General features: G+C 55.0%; 20 protein-coding genes. 11 read left to right on the plus strand and 9 right to left on the minus strand.

Annotation, left to right across the window (positions count from 1 at the left end; genetic code table 11):
• Positions 1–167 precede the first annotated feature (167 nt).
• The 3 genes from slmA to coaBC form a co-directional block, all read right to left on the minus strand.
• On the minus strand, positions 168–764 hold the full coding sequence (gene slmA / locus DW58_RS00385) for a nucleoid occlusion factor SlmA (protein WP_024549456.1): 597 nt from the start codon (positions 762–764) through the stop codon (positions 168–170).
• Between the two features lie 117 nt (positions 765–881).
• The gene (dut, locus tag DW58_RS00390) at positions 882–1,340 is read right to left on the minus strand and encodes a dUTP diphosphatase (protein WP_024549457.1); all 459 of its coding nucleotides are present in this window, start codon (positions 1,338–1,340) and stop codon (positions 882–884) included.
• Positions 1,318–2,529, minus strand: a complete 1,212-nt coding sequence (gene coaBC / locus DW58_RS00395; RefSeq protein ID WP_024549458.1) for a bifunctional phosphopantothenoylcysteine decarboxylase/phosphopantothenate--cysteine ligase CoaBC — start codon at positions 2,527–2,529, stop codon at positions 1,318–1,320. The genes dut and coaBC overlap by 23 nt, the downstream gene beginning before the upstream one ends.
• Before the next feature lie 171 nt (positions 2,530–2,700).
• On the opposite strand from coaBC, the gene radC reads away from it, so the two are divergent.
• The 4 genes from radC to mutM all read left to right on the plus strand — a co-directional run bounded on the left by radC (position 2,701) and on the right by mutM (position 4,928).
• Positions 2,701–3,372 (plus strand): RadC family protein, encoded by a 672-nt coding sequence (gene radC, locus DW58_RS00400; protein WP_029696389.1) that lies wholly within the window; start codon positions 2,701–2,703, stop codon positions 3,370–3,372.
• 218 nt (positions 3,373–3,590) lie between these two features.
• The gene (gene rpmB / locus DW58_RS00405; RefSeq protein ID WP_004388471.1) at positions 3,591–3,827 is read left to right on the plus strand and encodes a 50S ribosomal protein L28; all 237 of its coding nucleotides are present in this window, start codon (positions 3,591–3,593) and stop codon (positions 3,825–3,827) included.
• 20 nt (positions 3,828–3,847) lie between these two features.
• A complete protein-coding gene (rpmG, locus tag DW58_RS00410) occupies positions 3,848–4,015 on the plus strand; it encodes a 50S ribosomal protein L33 (RefSeq protein ID WP_003024094.1) in 168 nt (55 codons plus the stop codon).
• 103 nt (positions 4,016–4,118) lie between these two features.
• Complete coding sequence (gene mutM / locus DW58_RS00415; RefSeq protein WP_024549460.1) at positions 4,119–4,928, plus strand: bifunctional DNA-formamidopyrimidine glycosylase/DNA-(apurinic or apyrimidinic site) lyase; 810 nt, start codon at positions 4,119–4,121, stop codon at positions 4,926–4,928.
• Here mutM and coaD read toward each other — a convergent pair whose 3' ends face one another.
• Entirely contained in the window at positions 4,929–5,408 is a 480-nt protein-coding gene (gene coaD / locus DW58_RS00420) for a pantetheine-phosphate adenylyltransferase (protein ID WP_024549461.1), read from the minus strand.
• A gap of 8 nt (positions 5,409–5,416) precedes the next feature.
• Positions 5,417–6,700: a lipid IV(A) 3-deoxy-D-manno-octulosonic acid transferase gene (gene waaA, locus DW58_RS00425; protein WP_029592158.1), complete on the minus strand. Its 1,284-nt coding sequence runs from the start codon at positions 6,698–6,700 to the stop codon at positions 5,417–5,419.
• Between the two features lie 390 nt (positions 6,701–7,090).
• On the opposite strand from waaA, the gene rfaQ reads away from it, so the two are divergent.
• From rfaQ to waaZ, 7 genes are read left to right on the plus strand one after another with little or no spacing between them, the layout of a single operon-like run.
• Positions 7,091–8,167: a lipopolysaccharide core heptosyltransferase RfaQ gene (gene rfaQ / locus DW58_RS00430; protein ID WP_024562366.1), complete on the plus strand. Its 1,077-nt coding sequence runs from the start codon at positions 7,091–7,093 to the stop codon at positions 8,165–8,167.
• On the plus strand, positions 8,164–9,282 hold the full coding sequence (locus DW58_RS00435; protein ID WP_024547455.1) for a glycosyltransferase family 4 protein: 1,119 nt from the start codon (positions 8,164–8,166) through the stop codon (positions 9,280–9,282). The genes rfaQ and DW58_RS00435 overlap by 4 nt, the downstream gene beginning before the upstream one ends.
• Entirely contained in the window at positions 9,275–10,072 is a 798-nt protein-coding gene (gene rfaP, locus DW58_RS00440) for a lipopolysaccharide core heptose(I) kinase RfaP (RefSeq protein WP_024547456.1), read from the plus strand. Before DW58_RS00435 ends, rfaP begins: the two co-directional genes overlap by 8 nt.
• A 16-nt stretch (positions 10,073–10,088) precedes the next feature.
• Entirely contained in the window at positions 10,089–11,180 is a 1,092-nt protein-coding gene (waaB, locus tag DW58_RS00445; RefSeq protein WP_029696328.1) for a lipopolysaccharide 1,6-galactosyltransferase, read from the plus strand.
• A complete protein-coding gene (gene waaO / locus DW58_RS00450; protein WP_024547458.1) occupies positions 11,177–12,190 on the plus strand; it encodes a lipopolysaccharide 3-alpha-galactosyltransferase in 1,014 nt (337 codons plus the stop codon). The genes waaB and waaO overlap by 4 nt, the downstream gene beginning before the upstream one ends.
• Before the next feature lie 31 nt (positions 12,191–12,221).
• The gene (gene rfaY, locus DW58_RS00455) at positions 12,222–12,926 is read left to right on the plus strand and encodes a lipopolysaccharide core heptose(II) kinase RfaY (protein WP_024547459.1); all 705 of its coding nucleotides are present in this window, start codon (positions 12,222–12,224) and stop codon (positions 12,924–12,926) included.
• A 25-nt stretch (positions 12,927–12,951) separates the two neighbouring features.
• Positions 12,952–13,752 carry a 3-deoxy-D-manno-oct-2-ulosonate III transferase WaaZ gene (gene waaZ, locus DW58_RS00460; RefSeq protein WP_024547460.1) on the plus strand — a complete coding sequence of 267 codons (801 nt, stop codon included), beginning with the start codon at positions 12,952–12,954 and terminating at the stop codon, positions 13,750–13,752.
• A gap of 43 nt (positions 13,753–13,795) precedes the next feature.
• Here waaZ and rfaL read toward each other — a convergent pair whose 3' ends face one another.
• The 4 genes from rfaL to rfaD are packed head-to-tail and all read right to left on the minus strand — an operon-like array spanning position 13,796 to position 18,003.
• Positions 13,796–15,016, minus strand: coding sequence for an O-antigen ligase RfaL (gene rfaL, locus DW58_RS00465; RefSeq protein WP_024547461.1), 1,221 nt, complete (start codon positions 15,014–15,016; stop codon positions 13,796–13,798).
• 26 nt (positions 15,017–15,042) lie between these two features.
• Positions 15,043–16,011, minus strand: coding sequence for a lipopolysaccharide heptosyltransferase RfaC (gene rfaC / locus DW58_RS00470; protein WP_024547462.1), 969 nt, complete (start codon positions 16,009–16,011; stop codon positions 15,043–15,045).
• A 3-nt stretch (positions 16,012–16,014) separates the two neighbouring features.
• Positions 16,015–17,061, minus strand: a complete 1,047-nt coding sequence (gene rfaF, locus DW58_RS00475; protein ID WP_024547463.1) for an ADP-heptose--LPS heptosyltransferase RfaF — start codon at positions 17,059–17,061, stop codon at positions 16,015–16,017.
• Positions 17,062–17,070: 9 nt separating this feature from the next.
• A complete protein-coding gene (gene rfaD, locus DW58_RS00480; protein ID WP_024547464.1) occupies positions 17,071–18,003 on the minus strand; it encodes an ADP-glyceromanno-heptose 6-epimerase in 933 nt (310 codons plus the stop codon).
• Positions 18,004–18,083: the final 80 nt, after the last annotated feature.

Consider the following 18,083-nt stretch of genomic DNA (forward strand, 5'->3'; position numbering starts at 1 on the left):
TTCGTATGTAGGGTTTTCGGCGTATTATTTTGCTTTAGTAAAACGACGTGCCTGAGGGAGGGTAGGAAATGTTTCGCCTGGCGGCATCTGGCAACTCAACGAATTCCGTTGGGCTTTTACACAGATAATGCAGAAAATTGAGCAGCCAGTGCGGCTGCATCACAGGTTTATTGCAGCTGGGCGGCGAGAAGCGGCCAGCGCGTGTCAAACTCTTCGGTTGGACTATAACGGAACTCGCTGCGTACAAAACGCGACAGCATGCCTTCGCAAAAGGCCATCAGCTGGCTTGCCAGCAGGGTTTCATCATGGCTATAGCCTTCACCTTCACGCATTTTTCGCTCGCGCAGTACCTGACGTAGCTGTACTTCAATGCGTTCGAAAAGCTGGTTGATGCGCCCCTGCAGTCGGTCCTGCTCAAACATCAGCGCATGCCCCGTTAAAATGCGCGTCAGCCCTGGATTGCGTTCGCCGAAGCCAAGAACCAGCTGAACAATCAGCCGCACCCGCGCAGTGGTATCTTTCTCATCTTTCAGGATCAGGTTAATACGCGTAATCAGGCTGTCTTCGATAAATTCAATCAGGCTATCGAACATACGCGTTTTGCTGGGAAAATGCCGGTATAACGCCGCTTCGGATACGCCTACAGAGGCAGCAAGCTTTGCGGTGGTAATGCGCTGGCTGCCATCGCTGGATTCAAGCATCTGCGCGAGAGACTGAAGTATTTCTTCGCGACGATTCCGTTTCGCGGTTTGTTTTTCTGCCATGTCGTAAAATACCCCTGGAATAAATACTTGTCAGGCTCGCACCACGCTACGACCGCAAACCTGAGTTTGCGGTGATGTTATCGCGTTATTTAGACAGGTGATGCGATAAAAAAGGCGTTATTTACGCCCGGAGTGCCCAAATCCACCTTCGCCACGTTCGGTCGCGTCGAAGTCTTCAACCAGATTAAACTCGGCCTGCACGACCGGTACAAATACCATCTGCGCAATACGCTCGCCCGGCTCAATGGTGAAGCTCTGCTGGCCGCGGTTCCAGACCGAGACCATCAGCTGGCCCTGGTAATCTGAATCAATCAGGCCGACCAGGTTACCCAGCACGACACCGTGCTTATGCCCCAGCCCTGAACGCGGCAGGATGACCGCCGCCAGTGCAGGATCGGCGATATGGATTGCCAGACCCGTTGGCAACAGGGTGGTTGCGCCTGGCGCCAGCTCCACGGCCTCATCAAGGCAGGCACGCAGGTCAAGCCCGGCAGAACCAGCGGTAGCGTAAGTCGGTAGCGGGAACTGCTGACCTACACGCGGGTCCAGAATCTTAACGTCGATTTTTTTCATCATAACGGGTAACGATCTCATCCAGTAATAAATGGCCAAGGAGGTCTTTTCGCTCGCGCGGTAAGACTTTATCTCCCTCCTGCCAGAAAAGGTGCAATGCATTATTGTCGCTGTTGAAGCCTTGATCCGGCTGCGATACATCATTAGCGCAGATCAGATCGAGGTTTTTACGCGCGCGTTTTTGCCGGGCGTATTCTTCCACATTATTCGTTTCTGCGGCAAACCCAACGACGTAAGGGCGACCCGCATTCAGGGCACCGACACCGGCAACGATATCGGGATTTTTTACCATGGTCAGGGTGATTTCATCCCCCTGCTTTTTAATTTTTTCGTCTGCCACCTGTGCCGCGCGATAATCTGCCACGGCGGCGCAGCCAATGAAAATGTGCTGCTGCCTGACGTGGGCCTGTACGGCCGCCTCCATTTCAAGTGCGGTGGTGACATCGATGCGCTTTACGCCAGCAGGGGTCGACAGTGCTACCGGGCCGCTGACCAACGTAACCGTCGCACCACGCGATGCAGCGGCGGCGGCAATAGCAAAGCCCATCTTGCCGGAGCTGTCATTGGTGATGTAGCGCACCGGGTCAAGCCGCTCCCGGGTGGGACCGGCGGTAATCATGATATTCAGATGTTGCAGATCGTTTACAGCCGCAAAGTGCTGTACCGCAAGGTCGACGATATCCAACGGATCGAGCATGCGCCCGGGGCCGACGTCCCCGCAGGCCTGGCTGCCGCTGTCCGGCCCCCAGATACGCAGTCTGCGTGAGGCAAGCACCTCCAGGTTGTGCTGGGTGGCGGCAGCGCGATACATCTGCTGATTCATTGCCGGTACCACGGCGACGGACGCGGGCGTGGCCAGGCATATTGTGGTCACCAGATCGTTAGCCATGCCGGCGGCGACGCGTGCTATCAGGTCAGCGGTTGCCGGGGCGAGGATGACTAAGTCTGCCCACTTGCCAAGCTCAATATGACCCATTGCTGCTTCGGCGGCGGGGTCGAGCAGGCTGTCGGAAACCGGATAACCCGAAACGGCCTGCAGACTCAGCGGGGTAATGAAGGCTTTGGCCGCATCTGTCATGGCGACGCGAACGTCCGCGCCCCGCTCACGCAGACGACGCACCAGCTCGGGTGTCTTGTAAGCAGCAATGCCACCGCTGACGCCCAGAACAATTTTTTTACCCATTAATCCCATCATGATTGCTTCCCGTTGGATTCACCGCAGAGCTGAACTTTACCACAATAAGAATGCGGTGCGACGGGCAGACCACAACGACTTTGCGAGGCGCTACGCAGGACCGGAATATCACTGTCGTGCCGCTAAATCGGGTGTGGCAACATCGCGTCATGTCAGATGGAGGCGCCAGTGAATAAAAAGACGTTCCCCAAAGGAGGCCCGCGCGAAAAGGTGTTAAAGCACGGCGTCGCCGCGTTAACGGATGAAGAGCTGCTGGCGCTGTTCCTGCGCATCGGGCGGCCAGGCATACCGGTCATCGAGTTAGCGCGCAAGTTGCTGACTCATTTTGGGTCGCTGTACTGGCTGCTGTCGGCGGACTATAAGCAGTTCAACGCCGTAAGGGGCATCGGCGTGGCGACGTTTACGCAGTTTAGCGCTATCGCGGAGCTGGCCCGTCGCTATTACTACGCGCAGGTGATGAATGAGCCGCATCTGCGTAGTACCGAGATGACAAAAACGTTTTTACAAAGCCAGCTGGATGGCGAAGAGCGCGAGGTGTTCATCGTGGTTTTTCTTAATAATCAGCATCAAATCATCAAGTCGCTCAGGATGTTTGCCGGCACGCTTAGCCACGTTGAGGTGCACCCGCGCGAGATCGTTCGCGAGGCGATTAAAATAAACGCAGCGGCGGTGATTCTTTCGCACAATCATCCGTCTGGTCTGGCTGAACCCAGCGAAGCGGATAAAGCCATTACCGAACGCATCATAAAAAGCTGTAATTTCATGGAGATCAGAGTGCTTGACCATATAGTGGTTGGTCGTGGAGAATGCGTTTCGTTTGCGGAGCGGGGATGGATTTAACCCGCTTCGCACGATCCTGTGGGATCTTTATCTGTTCGGGACTTGAGCGTAAGGCCCTGGCAGCGTATACTACGCCACCTTTGAGAATCTCGGGTTTGGCATTTGGGCCTGGCAAAGCGGATTCACATAGTGAACCCGCCAGGGACCAGGCTTGTAGCCTGACGAGGCGCCAACTCCCTATACGAAGCTCGAGCTAATTTGATTTTTGGAGAATAGACATGTCCCGAGTCTGCCAAGTTACTGGCAAGCGTCCGGTGACCGGTAATAACCGTTCCCACGCACTGAACGCGACTAAACGCCGTTTCCTGCCGAACCTGCACTCTCACCGTTTCTGGGTTGAGAGCGAAAAGCGTTTTGTTACTCTTCGTGTATCTGCTAAAGGTATGCGTGTTATTGATAAGAAAGGCATTGATGTGGTTCTGTCTGAACTGCGTGCCCGTGGCGAAAAGTACTAAGTACTTAGAGGAAATAAATCATGGCTAAAGGTATTCGCGAGAAAATCAAGCTGGTTTCTTCTGCTGGTACTGGTCACTTCTATACCACCACGAAGAACAAACGTACTAAGCCGGAAAAACTGGAACTGAAAAAGTTCGATCCAGTTGTCCGTCAGCACGTTTTATACAAAGAAGCTAAAATCAAATAATTTTAGTTTCCTTGTACAAAAACCCCGCTTATGCGGGGTTTTTTGTTTTCTGCCTGTCCCCATATCATCCCTGTACCGTTTCACTCTTTAAGCAGGAGATTCCATGCCTGAATTACCCGAGGTGGAAACCAGCCGCCGCGGTATCGAGCCGCATCTGGTTGGCGAGACAATCCTACACGCCGTCGTGCGTAACGGGCGTCTACGCTGGCCGGTCTCTGATGAAATCCACGCCCTGAGCGATAAGCCGGTGCTTAGCGTACAGCGCCGCGCCAAATACCTGCTGTTAGAGCTGCCGGACGGCTGGATTATCATTCATCTGGGCATGTCGGGAAGCCTGCGCGTGCTCTCTGAAGAAATGCCGCCCCAGAAGCACGACCATGTGGATCTGGTGATGAGTAATGGCAAAGTGCTGCGCTATACCGATCCGCGCCGTTTTGGAGCGTGGCTGTGGACGCGTGAGCTTGAAGGGCACAATGTGCTGGCGCATCTGGGGCCAGAGCCGCTGAGCGAAGCGTTTAACGCCAGCTACCTTCAGCAAAAGAGCGCCAGGAAGAAAATCGCCATTAAACCCTGGCTGATGGACAACAAACTGGTGGTAGGCGTGGGTAACATCTACGCCAGCGAGTCGCTGTTTGCCGCGGGTATCCACCCGGACAGGCTGGCCTCGTCGCTGTCGAGCGCCGAGTGTGAACTGCTGGTACAGGCAATTAAAGCCGTGCTGATCCGCTCTATCGAGCAGGGTGGAACGACGCTACGAGACTTTCTGCAAAGCGATGGTAAGCCGGGCTATTTTGCGCAGGAGCTACAGGTCTACGGGCGGGAAGGCGAGCCGTGTCGGGTATGTGCCACACCTATCGTGGCCAGCAAGCACGGGCAGCGCAGCACCTACTACTGCCGCCGCTGCCAGCACTGATTAGCGGAGTTTTTCCAGCAGGGCCTGACACACGTGCTCAGGCAGGAAATGCGCGACATCGCCCTGGTGGCGCGCCACTTCTTTCACCAGGCTTGACGAGATAAACGACCACTCGGTCGTGGGCATCATAAAGACGCTTTCCAGTTCCGGCATCAGGTGACGATTCATCTGGGCCAGCTGCATCTCATATTCAAAATCTGCCACTGCACGCAGGCCACGAATCAGGATGGTGGCCTTCTGCGCCCGGGCAAAATTGGCCATCAAATCGCTGAAGCCCACCACTTCGACCTGAGGCAGGTGCGCGGTTGCGGTCTTCGCCAGCGCAACGCGTTCCTCCAGGCTAAACAACGGTTTTTTGCTGGGGCTGGCGGCAATGGCCATGATCACGGTATCGAACATCGTCGCCGCGCGGGTGATGATATCAAGATGACCATTTGTTACCGGATCAAAGGTTCCCGGATAAATTGCGCGTCTGTGCATAGTGGGCCTCAGTGCGTCTTCGGCGGAAGGTAGGGTTCAAGCAGTTGCAGCAGACGCTGCAGCGCGCCCTGATTCTGGTACAGCACTTCGACAGCATGATGACCATAGTAGTTGCGGTAGTCTTCGTCATTGAGCAACGAGGCAACCGCCGTGACCAGGGACGACTCATCAGTAACGGTAATCAGACCATTGGCCTCATCAAGGCGTGCACAGATGTCTTTGAAATTGAACGTGTGCGGGCCCATCAGCACCGGGATAGCGTGCGCTGCGGGTTCAAGCGGGTTGTGACCCCCGCGCTCAACCAGCGAACCACCGACGAAGGCCAGATCTGCAATGCCGTACAGCAGCATCAGTTCGCCCATGGTGTCGCCTATCACCACCTGCGTACTGGTAGAGGGCACCTCACCAGAAGAACGCGTGATATAGCTCAGGCCAGCCTCACGTACCAGGTTAACGGCGTCCGGGAAACGTTCCGGATGGCGCGGGACCAGAATTAACAGCAGGTCGGGAAACTCTTTCAGCAACGCCTGATGCGCGGCAACTACAATGCTCTCTTCGCCCTCGTGCGTGCTGGTGGCGATCCAGACCGGACGGTGCGGCGCCCACTGACGGCGCAGCGTTAACGCTTTCGATGCCAGCTGCGGCGTAACCGAGATATCAAACTTCAGGCTACCGGTAACGGTAAGCTGCGAACGCTGCGCGCCAAGAGCGATAAAACGCTCGCCGTCCTCTTCGTTCTGCGCGGCAATAAGCGTAATACGGCGCAGCAGGGTGCGGACGAATTTGCCTAATTTGGCATAGCCGGCGGCGGAGCGTGCGGAGAGGCGTGCGTTAGCGATAACCAGAGGGATACGGCGCTGGTGCAGGGCCGCGACCAGGTTTGGCCACAGTTCGGTTTCCATGATCAACACCAGTTTAGGGTCGATCTTATCCAGGAAACGCGCCAGCGCGTCAGGCAGGTCGTAAGGTAAATAGACATGCTGCACGTCGCTGCCAAAGGCGGACATGACGCGCTCGGAGCCGGTTGGCGTCATGGTGGTCACGGTAATAGGCAGCGAGGGGTAACGATGACGCAGCGCGCGAACCAGCGGGATCGCGGCGAGGGTTTCACCTACGGACACGGAATGCAGCATGATGCCGCCTGCTTTCAGCTTCAGCGACGACGGATAATAACCGTAGCGTTCGCCCCAGCGTTTACGGTAGGCCGGTGCTTTACGACCACGCACCCAGAGCCGTATCCAGATAACAGGCTGAATGAGATAGAGCAGTGCGGTGTAAAGCGATTGCAGCATGGGCATAGGAACTGGTTATGAATGTGAAAGGATTCTATGTATTTAACCAGGGCTTTACCATTACTTTTGCCGTGCTGTCACAGAGCATAAGCATGAACAACATGTAACTTATTGTATTTAAACGTTATCTATTGATTTTTATAGGATATTTTTAGAGTTTCAACATAAACGCTAATTCTACCGGGGCCAGGTGCCTGAGCCGCTAAAAATCAACGCCGCCTAAACGTATGATTGGTTGGGCTTTTCGAACGTCTCGTCTGGCGCATTGAATTCGGATTATAGGCCAGGTAATGGTACAATCATTGACACTATTAGCGTTGCTGCGGGTCGTCAGAGTGCCCGCGTTTCGCCTGTTGCCGCCGAGCGGGTACTAACAACCAAGAGCTGATTGTGAAGAAGCAATTTAAACGAATTCTCGTCATCAAAATGCGCTTTCATGGCGATATGCTGCTAACTACGCCGGTCATCAGCACGCTCAGGCAGCACTATCCGGATGCCAGCGTAGACGTGTTGTTGTACCAGGACACCATGCCGATCCTCTCCGAAAACCCGGAGATTAATGCCCTGTACGGGATTAAGAATCGGGGGGCGGGCGCAGGCGAGAAAATCGCTAACTTTGTGCACCTGCTCAGGACGCTGCGCGCCAACCACTATGACCTGGTGGTGAACCTGACCGATCAGTGGATCGTTGCCCTGCTGGTGCGCGGGTTACAGGCCGAGGTCAAAATTTCCCAGGATTTCGCCCAGCGTCAGTCAGCCTTCTGGAAAAAGAGCTTTACCCATCTGGCGCCTTATACCGGCGAGCACGTCGTCGAGCGCAACCTTTCCGTGCTGCGTCCCTTAGGCATCGACAACCCTGTTACCGAAACCACCATGAGCTATCGGCCCGCCCACTGGGAAAGCCTGCGCGCGCGGCTGGATGCGCTCGGTGTCGGGGAACACTATGTGGTGATTCAACCGACGGCACGCCAGCTGTTTAAATGCTGGGACGACGACAAGTTTGCACAGGTGATTGATGCCCTGCACGCCCGCGGGTATGAGGTGGTGATGACGTCCGGGCCGGGTGCTGACGATCTGGCCTGCGTAGATAACATTGCCCGACAGTGTCAGGTTGCGCCCGTCGTGGCGCTCGCCGGAAAAACCACGTTCCCGGAGCTTGCTGCGCTTATCGATCACGCCGCGCTGTTTATCGGCGTCGACTCGGCACCTATGCATATTGCAGCCGCGGTGAAAACCCCCATCGTCTGCTTATTCGGTGCCACCGATCACGTGTTCTGGCGCCCCTGGAGCGATAACGCCATTCAGTTTTGGGCCGGAAACTATCAGGCGATGCCCAAACGCTCGGAACTCGACAGAAATAAAAAGTATCTCTCGGTTATCCCCGCCGCTGACGTCATCGCTGCGACAGAACGGTTGCTGCCTGATGCGTACGCACCGATTAGCGCAGCCCGGAGTGACGCATCATGATCGTTGCGTTCTGCCTGTTTAAATACTTTCCTTTCGGCGGATTGCAGCGCGATTTTATACGCGTTGCCCGTACGGTCGCGTCGCGAGGCCATCAGGTTCGCGTCTACGCCCAGTCCTGGGAAGGCGAATGCCCGTCTGAGTTCGAACTGATACTTCTGCCGGTCAAGTCGCGGACCAATCACGGACGTAATGCTGAATATTATGCTCAGGTGCAGGCGCATCTGAAGAAACATCCGGTTTCGCGGGTGGTGGGCTTCAATAAGATGCCGGGCCTCGATGTGTATTACGCTGCCGATGTCTGTTACGCCGAAAAAGTGGCGCAGGAGAAGGGCTTTTTTTATCGCCTGACCTCGCGGTATAAGCATTTCGCCGCATTCGAGCGCGCCACCTTTGAAAAGGGGGCAAAGACGCAGCTGCTGATGCTGACTGACCGACAAATCGCTGATTTTCAGAAGCATTATCATACTGAGTCAGAGCGTTTTCACATTTTACCGCCGGGGATCTACCCCGATCGTAAGTACGACCAGCAGATCCCCGATAGCCGGCGGATCTACCGCGAGAAAAACGCTATCGCGCAGGATGCCTTCTTTATTCTGCAGGTCGGGTCAGACTTTAGCCGCAAGGGCGTGGATCGCACTATCGATGCCGTGGCAGCACTCCCTGTCGAGCAGCGGGCTAAGGCCGTGCTGCTGGTAGTCGGGCAGGATAAACCAGGCCGCTTTGCCGCACAGGCCGCGAAACGTGGCATTGGCGCGCAGGTTCATTTTTTCAAAGGGCGCAATGACGTCGCGGAGCTGATGGCCGCCGCTGACGTACTGATGCATCCGGCATATCAGGAAGCGGCAGGCATCGTGCTGCTCGAGGCTTTGACCGCCGGCCTGCCGGTCATTACCACCGCCGTCTGCGGCTATGCCCCTCATATCACGCGCTCGGGCGGTGGGGTTGTGGTGCCTGAGCCGTTTAATCAGCAGACGCTGAACGCTGCCCTGGCGTCCTGTACGCCGTCGCGTCTCACCGAATGGGCGACGCTGGCACGGTCGTACGCCGACCACGAAGATCTCTATAGCCTGCCGGAAAAGGCAGCCGATATTATTTTAGGTGGCATCCATGGTTGAACTGAAAGAGCCACTCGCCACGCGCTGGCGCGGTAAAGACGCCTTTGCGGAAGTGGAAAAGCTGCACGGCGAGGTGTTTCGTGCGCTGGAGACCCGACGCACGCTGCGTTTTGAAATCGACGGGAAAGGCTATTTTCTGAAGCTGCACTACGGCACCACAATGAAAGAGGTCGTAAAAAACCTGCTCTCGTTACGTATGCCGGTGCTGGGCGCAGACCGCGAGTGGAACGCCATTCACCGCCTGAAAGCCCTGGGTGTGGATACCATGACCGGCGTGGGATTTGGCCAGAAGGGCTGGAATCCCATTCGGCGCACCTCGTTCATCATCACAGAGGATTTAACGCCGACCATCAGCCTTGAGGATTACTGCGCTGACTGGGCGACAACGCCGCCAGCACCACGGATTAAGCGCATGATTATCCGCCGCGTGGCGACGATGGTGCGTGAGATGCATCGGGGCGGCGTTAATCACCGCGACTGCTATATCTGCCATTTTCTGCTGCATCTGCCGTTTGAAGGCGATGAGTCCTCCCTGAAACTGTCGGTAATCGATCTGCATCGGGCGCAAATACGGCAGCGCGTACCCCAGCGCTGGCGCGATAAAGACCTGATTGGGCTCTATTTCTCTTCGCTAAATATTGGTCTGACCCAGCGCGACATCTACCGTTTCCTGACGGTCTATTTCCAGCAGCCGCTGCGTACCATTCTGGCGCAGGAAGCGGCCTTCTTCGCCAAAGCGGAAGCGAAGGCGGAGCGTATCCGCGAACGCACCCAGCGCCGCAAACTGTAATGCGAGAATAAAGAAGATGAAGAAAATCGCCTTTGTCGGCGAGGCAGTTTCCGGCTTCGGCGGCATGGAAACGGTCATCAGAGATGTGATTCATGCGTTTCGCGCCGATACGCCGACGGTTAACAGCAAGATGTTCTTTTTTTGTCGCGACGACCGGATGGATAAAGGCTGGCTGGAAGGTATCGACGCTGACTACGCCTTCTCGAACCATAAGATAAGCTTCCTGCGCCGGGCCAGGCATGTTCGCACGCTGGCGCGCTGGCTACGGGAAGAGAAGCCGGACGTGGTGATCTGCATCGATGTCATCTCCTGCCTGCTGGCCAACCGCGCAAGGCAGAAAAGCGGACTCCATTTCCCACTTTTCTCCTGGCCGCATTTTTCGCTCGACCATAAAAAACACGCGGAGTGCGTGACGTATGCGGATTACCATCTGGCGATAAGCAGCGGTATTAAACAGCAGATGATCGCCCGCGGCGTGCCTGAGGCGCGCATCAACGTTATTTTTAATCCCGTGGCACCGAAAAATACCGTCATTCCCGCTCCGGCGGCCGGTGAAGCACCGACATTCCTCTACGTCGGGCGCATGAAGTTTGAGGGCCAGAAGCGCATCAAAGATCTGCTGGATGGCCTGGCGGCGCTGGAAGGGCCCTGGACGCTACACGCCATCGGTGACGGCTCCGATTTTGAAAAATGTCGTCGGTATGCCAGTGAGAAAGGTATTGCCGATCGGATCACCTGGCACGGCTGGCAGGCGGAGCCCTGGACGCTGGTTCAGCGTGACATTAAGCGCGTGTCGGCGCTGCTGCTGACGTCATCGTTTGAGGGATTCCCGATGACGCTGCTGGAAGCGATGTCATACGGTATCTTCTGCATCAGCAGTGACTGCATGTCCGGGCCGGGGGATATGATCGTCAATGGCGTAAATGGTCAGCTCTATCCGCCGGGCGACGTGTCCGCGTTTACCGCGGCCCTGAGCGGTTTCACATGTCAGCCGCCTGCAGTCGATCCCGCAACCATTCAACACTCCATTCATCGTTTTTATATCGATGCCTATTTTGAAAACGTGAAAGCGATTTTGCGTCACGCGACAGAGACGACTATTCAATGAGCCAGCAATATTTCAATGACAGCGACGTGATCAACTCGGTGCTGGATTTCAATCACGCCGGGGAGACCGGTGCAGCCCCCTTTATCGTCGCGTATGGCATCGACAAAAACTTCCTGTACGGCTGCGGCATTTCTATTGCCTCCATTTTGTTGACCAACCCCTCTCTGGCGCTTGAGTTTCACGTTTTCACCGATTTTTTCAGCGAGGACGATCGCGCCCGCTTTGACGCACTGGCAAAACAGTATTCGACCCGTATCGTGGTCAGCCTGATTGACTGTGAAAAGCTTAAATCGCTGCCCAGCACGAAAAACTGGACCTATGCCACCTACTTCCGCTTTATCATCGCCGACCACTTCGCCGGCAAGGCCGATAAAGTGCTTTATCTGGATGCGGATATCGCCTGCCAGGGGAGTATCCAGGAGCTGGCGGATCTGCAGTTCAGTGAAAATGAAATCGCGGCGGTGGTCGTGGAAGGGGAGAGCGCCTGGTGGCAGAAACGCGCCGTGAGCCTTGACACCCCAGGACTTGAAAAGGGATATTTCAACGCGGGTTTTCTGCTGATTAATATTCCCCTGTGGGCAAAAGAAGGCATTTCCGTCAACGCTATCAACATGTTACGTGACCCGGCGGTGGTGAGTAAAATTACCCATCTCGATCAGGATGTGTTGAACATGTTGCTGGTGGGCAAAACCCGCTTCGTGGATAAAAAATTCAATACGCAGTTCAGCATTAACTACGAACTAAAAGCGCAGGCGGTTAACCCGGTTAACGATGCCACCGTCTTTATCCACTACATTGGGCCAACCAAACCCTGGCACGTCTGGGCAACCTATCCCGTTTCACGCGCCTTTTTAAACGCCCGGCAGCATTCTCCCTGGCGGGATGCGGCATTGCTTAGCCCGGGTAATGCCAATCAGTGGCGTTATGCCGCAAAACACTACTTTAAACAGAAAAAATATCTCGCTGGGGTGGTCGGCTACCTCACTTATTTTATGCACAAAGTGAAATAGACCGGGATATCCATCAGCTGCAGGGCTTTACATGATTACTAAAACAAAAATTAACGACTTCGTCGTCTACGTAAAAGATAACGATACCTTCTTCACCAGCCTCTTCGAGGACTTTTTACACTACCGCCTCGACGTGGTGAAGGTCTTCAGGAGCATTGAAGACACCAAAGTTGTGTTGATCGACACTCCACGTGGGAAATTTGTGCTGAAGGTGTTTGCACCGAAGGATAAAAAATTTGAGCGAGTGGCCAAATCCTTCGTTAAAGGCGATTACTACTACACCTTGTTGAAGCAGACCGACCGCGTTATCAACGAAGGGTTACGCTTCCCCAATGATTTTTACCTGCTGGCCGAGCGGAAAATCTTCAATTACGCCAGCCTGTTCGTCATGATTATCGAGTATGTCGATGGGGTTGAACTGGCTGATTTAAGTGAAATCGACGACGACGTGCGCGCCGAGATTGCGGAAAAAATGCAGCTGTTGCACCAGCACAATATGATCTCCGGCGATCCGCATAAGGGTAACTTTATTCTCTCTGCTGATGGGATCCGCATCATCGATCTCTCCGGAAAAACGCCTACCGCGAATCGTAAAGCGAAAGACCGTATTGATATGGAGCGTCATCTGGGTATTGAGAATGAACTCAAAGACCTCGGTTACTATTCGGTCGTGTATAAAAAGCGCGTGCGCCTTAAGATTAAGCGTATCAAACAGCGACTTAAGCTGAGCAAATAATCGCTAACCGGGATAACGATGTAATATGGCAGAGAATACTCTTTATATAACGGATGCGGATATCGCTACGCTGGTGAACGGCAAGACGTCGCGCGATACCATCATCTTCCTGTCCGGCCCGACATCGCTCAACACGCCACTGTCGGTGCTGAAGGCGAACGATGTTATTACCGTTAACGGTTCGGCGCGCTATCTACTGGATAATGGGGTTTCGCCTTTTATTTACGTACTGACCGATTCGCGCTTTTTACAGCAGCGGCGTGATGACTTCTACGCGTTTTCTCAACGCAGCCGCTTCACGATTGTAAATCGTGATGTGTATGAAGATGCCTCTGAAGAGGATAAGCGTTATCTGGAGCAGCACTGCCATATTATCCGTCCGCTCTATAAGCGTGAAAAAGGCGGGTTCTTTAAAAAGCTGAGCCTGAACTGGATTGCGCAGCGTAACCCGCATATTCATGTGCGCGTGCCGCTTTCTAAGCGCAAGCGGCTGGTCGGATTCAGCACGCGCATTAGCGAAGGCTACTGCTCGTGCCATACCATCGCCTTTACCGCATTGCAGATTGCCTATTCGCTTAACTTTGAGCGCATTGTTTTCTCAGGGCTGGATCTTACCGGGTCGTGTACCCGGTTTTATGATGAGAAAAATAACCCGATGCCGTCGGAGTTGAGTAAAGATCTGGGGAAAATTCTGCCGTTCTTTGCGTTCGCACGCGAGGTGGTGAAGGATATGAACGTCTTTAACCTGTCCGATGATACTGCCGTGGATTACCGTATCATTCCGCATATTACTCCGGACCAGTTGCCGGGCTTCGCGTCATCATAATAAACACGCGGTTGCGCAGGCAGGATGCGCAACCGCGGTAATATCAGCTCTGGTTCTCTTTAGCGCGCAGGGCGAGGGCAATCCCCAACAACATTCCCAGATTCGAAATATTCACCGTTTCGAACGCGCCGCGCACCACCATATTTCCGACCAGAATTAATCCCAGCGTCAGCCATGCGTTGCGAGTAATACCTTCAGAACGCCGGTAACCGCGAACCGCCTCGCGCCCAAGAGAGAGTAACAGATACCACAGGGCCGCCAGGCCGATAACGCCTGCTGCATACCAGGTGGCCAGCGTCAGGTTATGCGGGCCAATGGCTTTTTTGAATATCCACTGTGGATAATCCTTAATCCGTTCGTTATAAACGCGATAAAAGATATCGTCCCCGAAGCCGTAGCCTTTGATCGGGTTTTCCATAATCAAGTCGACCGCAGAACCTTGCGTACCATTGCCATAGCGACCACTGCTGGAGGTTTGCTGCATTTTATGGAACAGCTTCGCAAAATGACCGGGATCGTAGTGGTGCGATATGGTAAAAAAGAGCGCCAGCGCAGCAAGCGCCAGGGCAGGTAATTTCCATTCCCGCCGCACGATTGCCCATATGACTGACGTTACGCCAATTGCCAGCCAGGTACCGCGCTGCAGGGTACCTATAATCATTAGCCCGGCGATCAGCCCCAGCGCGAGAAAGATCAGCATCGTACGGCAGCGCTTTAGCGTCCAGAGATAGAGCAATGCCGGTGTCATAAAAATAAGCGCATCGGACTTATATTTATGGCTGAACTGGCTAAAAGGCGGGATGCCGCGCTGGTACTCTTCGATGTATTGCCATAGATCCGCTATCGCCAGTGGAATAATCGCAGCAATAAGCGCATAGATGAACGTCTTCGCAACGTCGTCTCTGGACTCATTATGTAAGACTACCGGAATAATTAACGCAATCACCACCAGCTTTTCGAAGACGGCATTGGCGGCTTTATCAAGGCTGTAAAGCGGATCAATCGAGATAAAAATTGAGTAAATTATCGCGGCAAGGAAAGTGAGCAGCGCCGCCGTCAGGTTATTTTTGAATAGCGTCAGAATGTGGCTGCGGTATTTAACGATATAGGTGATCGCCGTGATATAAAGCAATGCTGCGACAATATGCTTATAACGGGTAACGCCTTCTAAAAAGTATAAAATGATATAGAGGCTGACGAGTCCCCGGTTCCATAGCGATTGCCAGTTCTGCTCCCTGTGCTGGCTCCATTGAGTTAAAACCATTTTATCTCCAGACGACCTTCCGTCACTTAACTAAAATTATTGCTATTCAGAGCTTCTAAAACAGTGCTGGCGGAGAGATCCACCAATAGTTTTGACGGTGAACAACATGCGATCTGGTTTTTTCCGTAACCACCAATCAGCCCCGGGTCCGTTGGGCCATAAAGTGTAATGTTGGGTCGATCCAGCGCCGCCGTAAGATGGCTTAAACCGGTATCAACCGACACCACGAATTTTGCGCCTGCCAGTACGCGGGCAACCTGATCCAGGTTCATGCGCGGCAGCACATCGACATACTCAAAGCCCTCTGCCAGTCGCTTTGCACGCGCTTCTTCATGGGGGGCGCCCCACGGCAATTTTATGCGCAGGCCGCTGTCGGCGAGCAGGCTGATGAGCTCACGCCAGTGCGTTTCCGGCCAGTGTTTGTCATCCCGGGTCGTGGCATGCAGAAACACGGCGTAAGGCGCCGCACTGTCATCGGCACGGTTCAGGAAATGTTGAGCGATAGCGTAATCGCCCTGAGCGTCAGGCCGGGCGTAGCCAAGGCTTTTGGCAAACAGCTCACGGGTGCGTTCGACGGCGTGCTGTGCTTTGGGAATGGCGTGCCGACGATTATAGAACAGGCTGGCCAGCGGCTCGCGTGCGCTCTGCCAGTCCATACCGTGCTTCACACCCGCTGCCAGGCGCGTCACCAGCGCAGCGCTCTTCACCAGCCCCTGGGCATCAATCACCGCATCGTATGTCACTTCACGCAGCGAGGCGCGGAACGCGCGGCGCTCGGCCTTTATCGGTGCGGAAAACCACGCTTTACGCCAGCGGCGTATCGCCACGGGAATGACGCGCTCGACGGCCGGATGCCAGGAGGGGATCTGCGCGAAACCCTCTTCAACCACCCAGTCAAAACGAATACCGGGCAGTGCCCGCGCCGCATCGGTAAGCGCGGGCAGCGTATGGAGTACATCCCCCATGGACGAGGTTTTTACGATAAGTACCCGCATCGCTTACCCTTCCTGCTCAAGCAGCAGTGGGTTCAGGGTTTCCAGTACGCGTTGCGGGGTGATATCGATCAGGCTCTGATGATAACCCTCCGCCGCATCGCCCTTACGCACTTTGTGATATCCCGAAATCAGCCGGATAACGCGCGCCTTATGGGACAACGGCGGCGTGAAGTCCGGACTGCTTGGTCCGTAGAGGGCAACCAGCGGGCGATCCAGCGCGGCGGCGACATGCATCAGGCCAGAATCATTTGTCACCATAGCATTACAGGCTGCGATAAGCACCACGGCCTGCTCCAGCTCGGTTTCCCCCGCCAGATTGCGGCACCATGCCTGCTGTTCCGTGGTCAGGGACGCAAGGATTTCATTGCCGGCATCGTGATCTTTCGCTGAACCGAACAGCGCAATCTGATAACCCTCATCAATGAGTTCAGCGGCCAGCGTGGCGTAGTGATAGTGCGGCCAGCGTTTTGCCGGGCCAAATTCAGCACCGGGGCAAAAACCAATCAGCTGGCGTTCATCAGAGAGGCCAAAGGTCTTACGCATCTGCACGCACTCTTCTGCGCTGACCTGCAGCTTCGGCCACAGCAGCGGCTGAGGCAGATCGCTGGCGTTCTGCATTACGCCTTTATCCCACGCCAGTGCGACGTAGCGTTCGACCATAAGCGGCCAGGCCTGTTTATCAAGCGGGCGCGCGTCGTTGAGCAGAATATAACGCATCTCGCCGCGCCAGCCGGTGCGCAGCGGAATGCCGGCGAAGAAGGGGATTAACGCGGATTTGAACGAACCGGGCAGCACGTAGGCGCGATCGTAGCCGCGATGACGCAGGCTGCGGCCGAGCCGGCGACGCTCGCCGATTTCCAGCGCGCCATGGCCCAGCGGCATGGCGATGGCCTCGTTCACTTCCGGCATGCGGGAGAGCAGCGGACGGCACCACGCGGGTGCCATCACATCAATGACCGCGTCAGGGAAGCGCGCCTTAAGGGTCCGGTACAGACTCTGCGACATCATCATGTCGCCCACCCACGACGGGCCAATCACCAGAATTTTCATACGCTGTGCTTACGCGTCACGGTTGAGCCAGGCCATGTACTCCGTCACGCCTTCGGCGACGGTTTTGAACGGCTTGTCGTAGCCCGCGGCGCGCAGGTTGGTCAGATCGGCCTGAGTAAACGCCTGGTAGCGGCCTTTCAGTTTTTCCGGGAACGGAATGTACTCGAGGCTGCCTTTTTTATGGAACGCCAGCGCTGCATCGGCAACGGCCTGGAAGGATTCGGCACGGCCGGTACCGCAGTTGAAGATGCCGGATACGCCGTTCTGCCAGAACCACAGGTTCACCGCGGCCACATCGCCAACGTAGATGAAGTCACGCTTGAAGCCATCGCTGCCTTCGAACAGTTTCGGGCTTTCGCCGTTGTTCAGCTGGGTGTTGAGATGGAACGCGACGCTCGCCATGCTGCCTTTGTGACCTTCACGTGGCCCGTAGACGTTGAAGTAGCGGAAACCGACGATCTGTGAGGTGGCTTCCGGCAGGATCTGGCGCACGTACTCGTCAAACAGGAACTTGGAGTAGCCGTAAACGTTAAGCGGCTGCTCATACTCGCGGGATTCGATAAAGTTGCTGGTACGCCCGCCGTAAGTGGCGGCGGAAGAGGCGTACAGGAACGGGATCTCACGCTCCATGCAGTAGTGCAGCACTTCTTTAGAGTACTGATAGTTGTTATCCATCATGTACTTGCCATCCCACTCCGTGGTGGACGAGCAGGCGCCTTCATGGAATACCGCTTCGATGTCGCCGAACTCTTCACCCGCCATCACCTGAATCAGGAAGTCTTCCTTATCCATGTAATCAGCAATGTTCAAATCCACCAGGTTGACGAATTTGGTCCCGTCTTTCAGGTTGTCGACCACCAGGATGTCGGTGATACCCATATCGTTCAGAGACTTAACAATGTTGCTGCCGATGAAGCCGGCGCCGCCGGTAACAATGATCATAAGCGTAACCTTTAATACATGACGACCTGAGACGATCTCAGGCACTACTGTTTCTTATCATACCATTTCCCTGTTTTGTT

This window comes from Siccibacter turicensis LMG 23730 (assembly GCF_000463155.2).
Taxonomy (GTDB): domain Bacteria; phylum Pseudomonadota; class Gammaproteobacteria; order Enterobacterales; family Enterobacteriaceae; genus Siccibacter; species Siccibacter turicensis.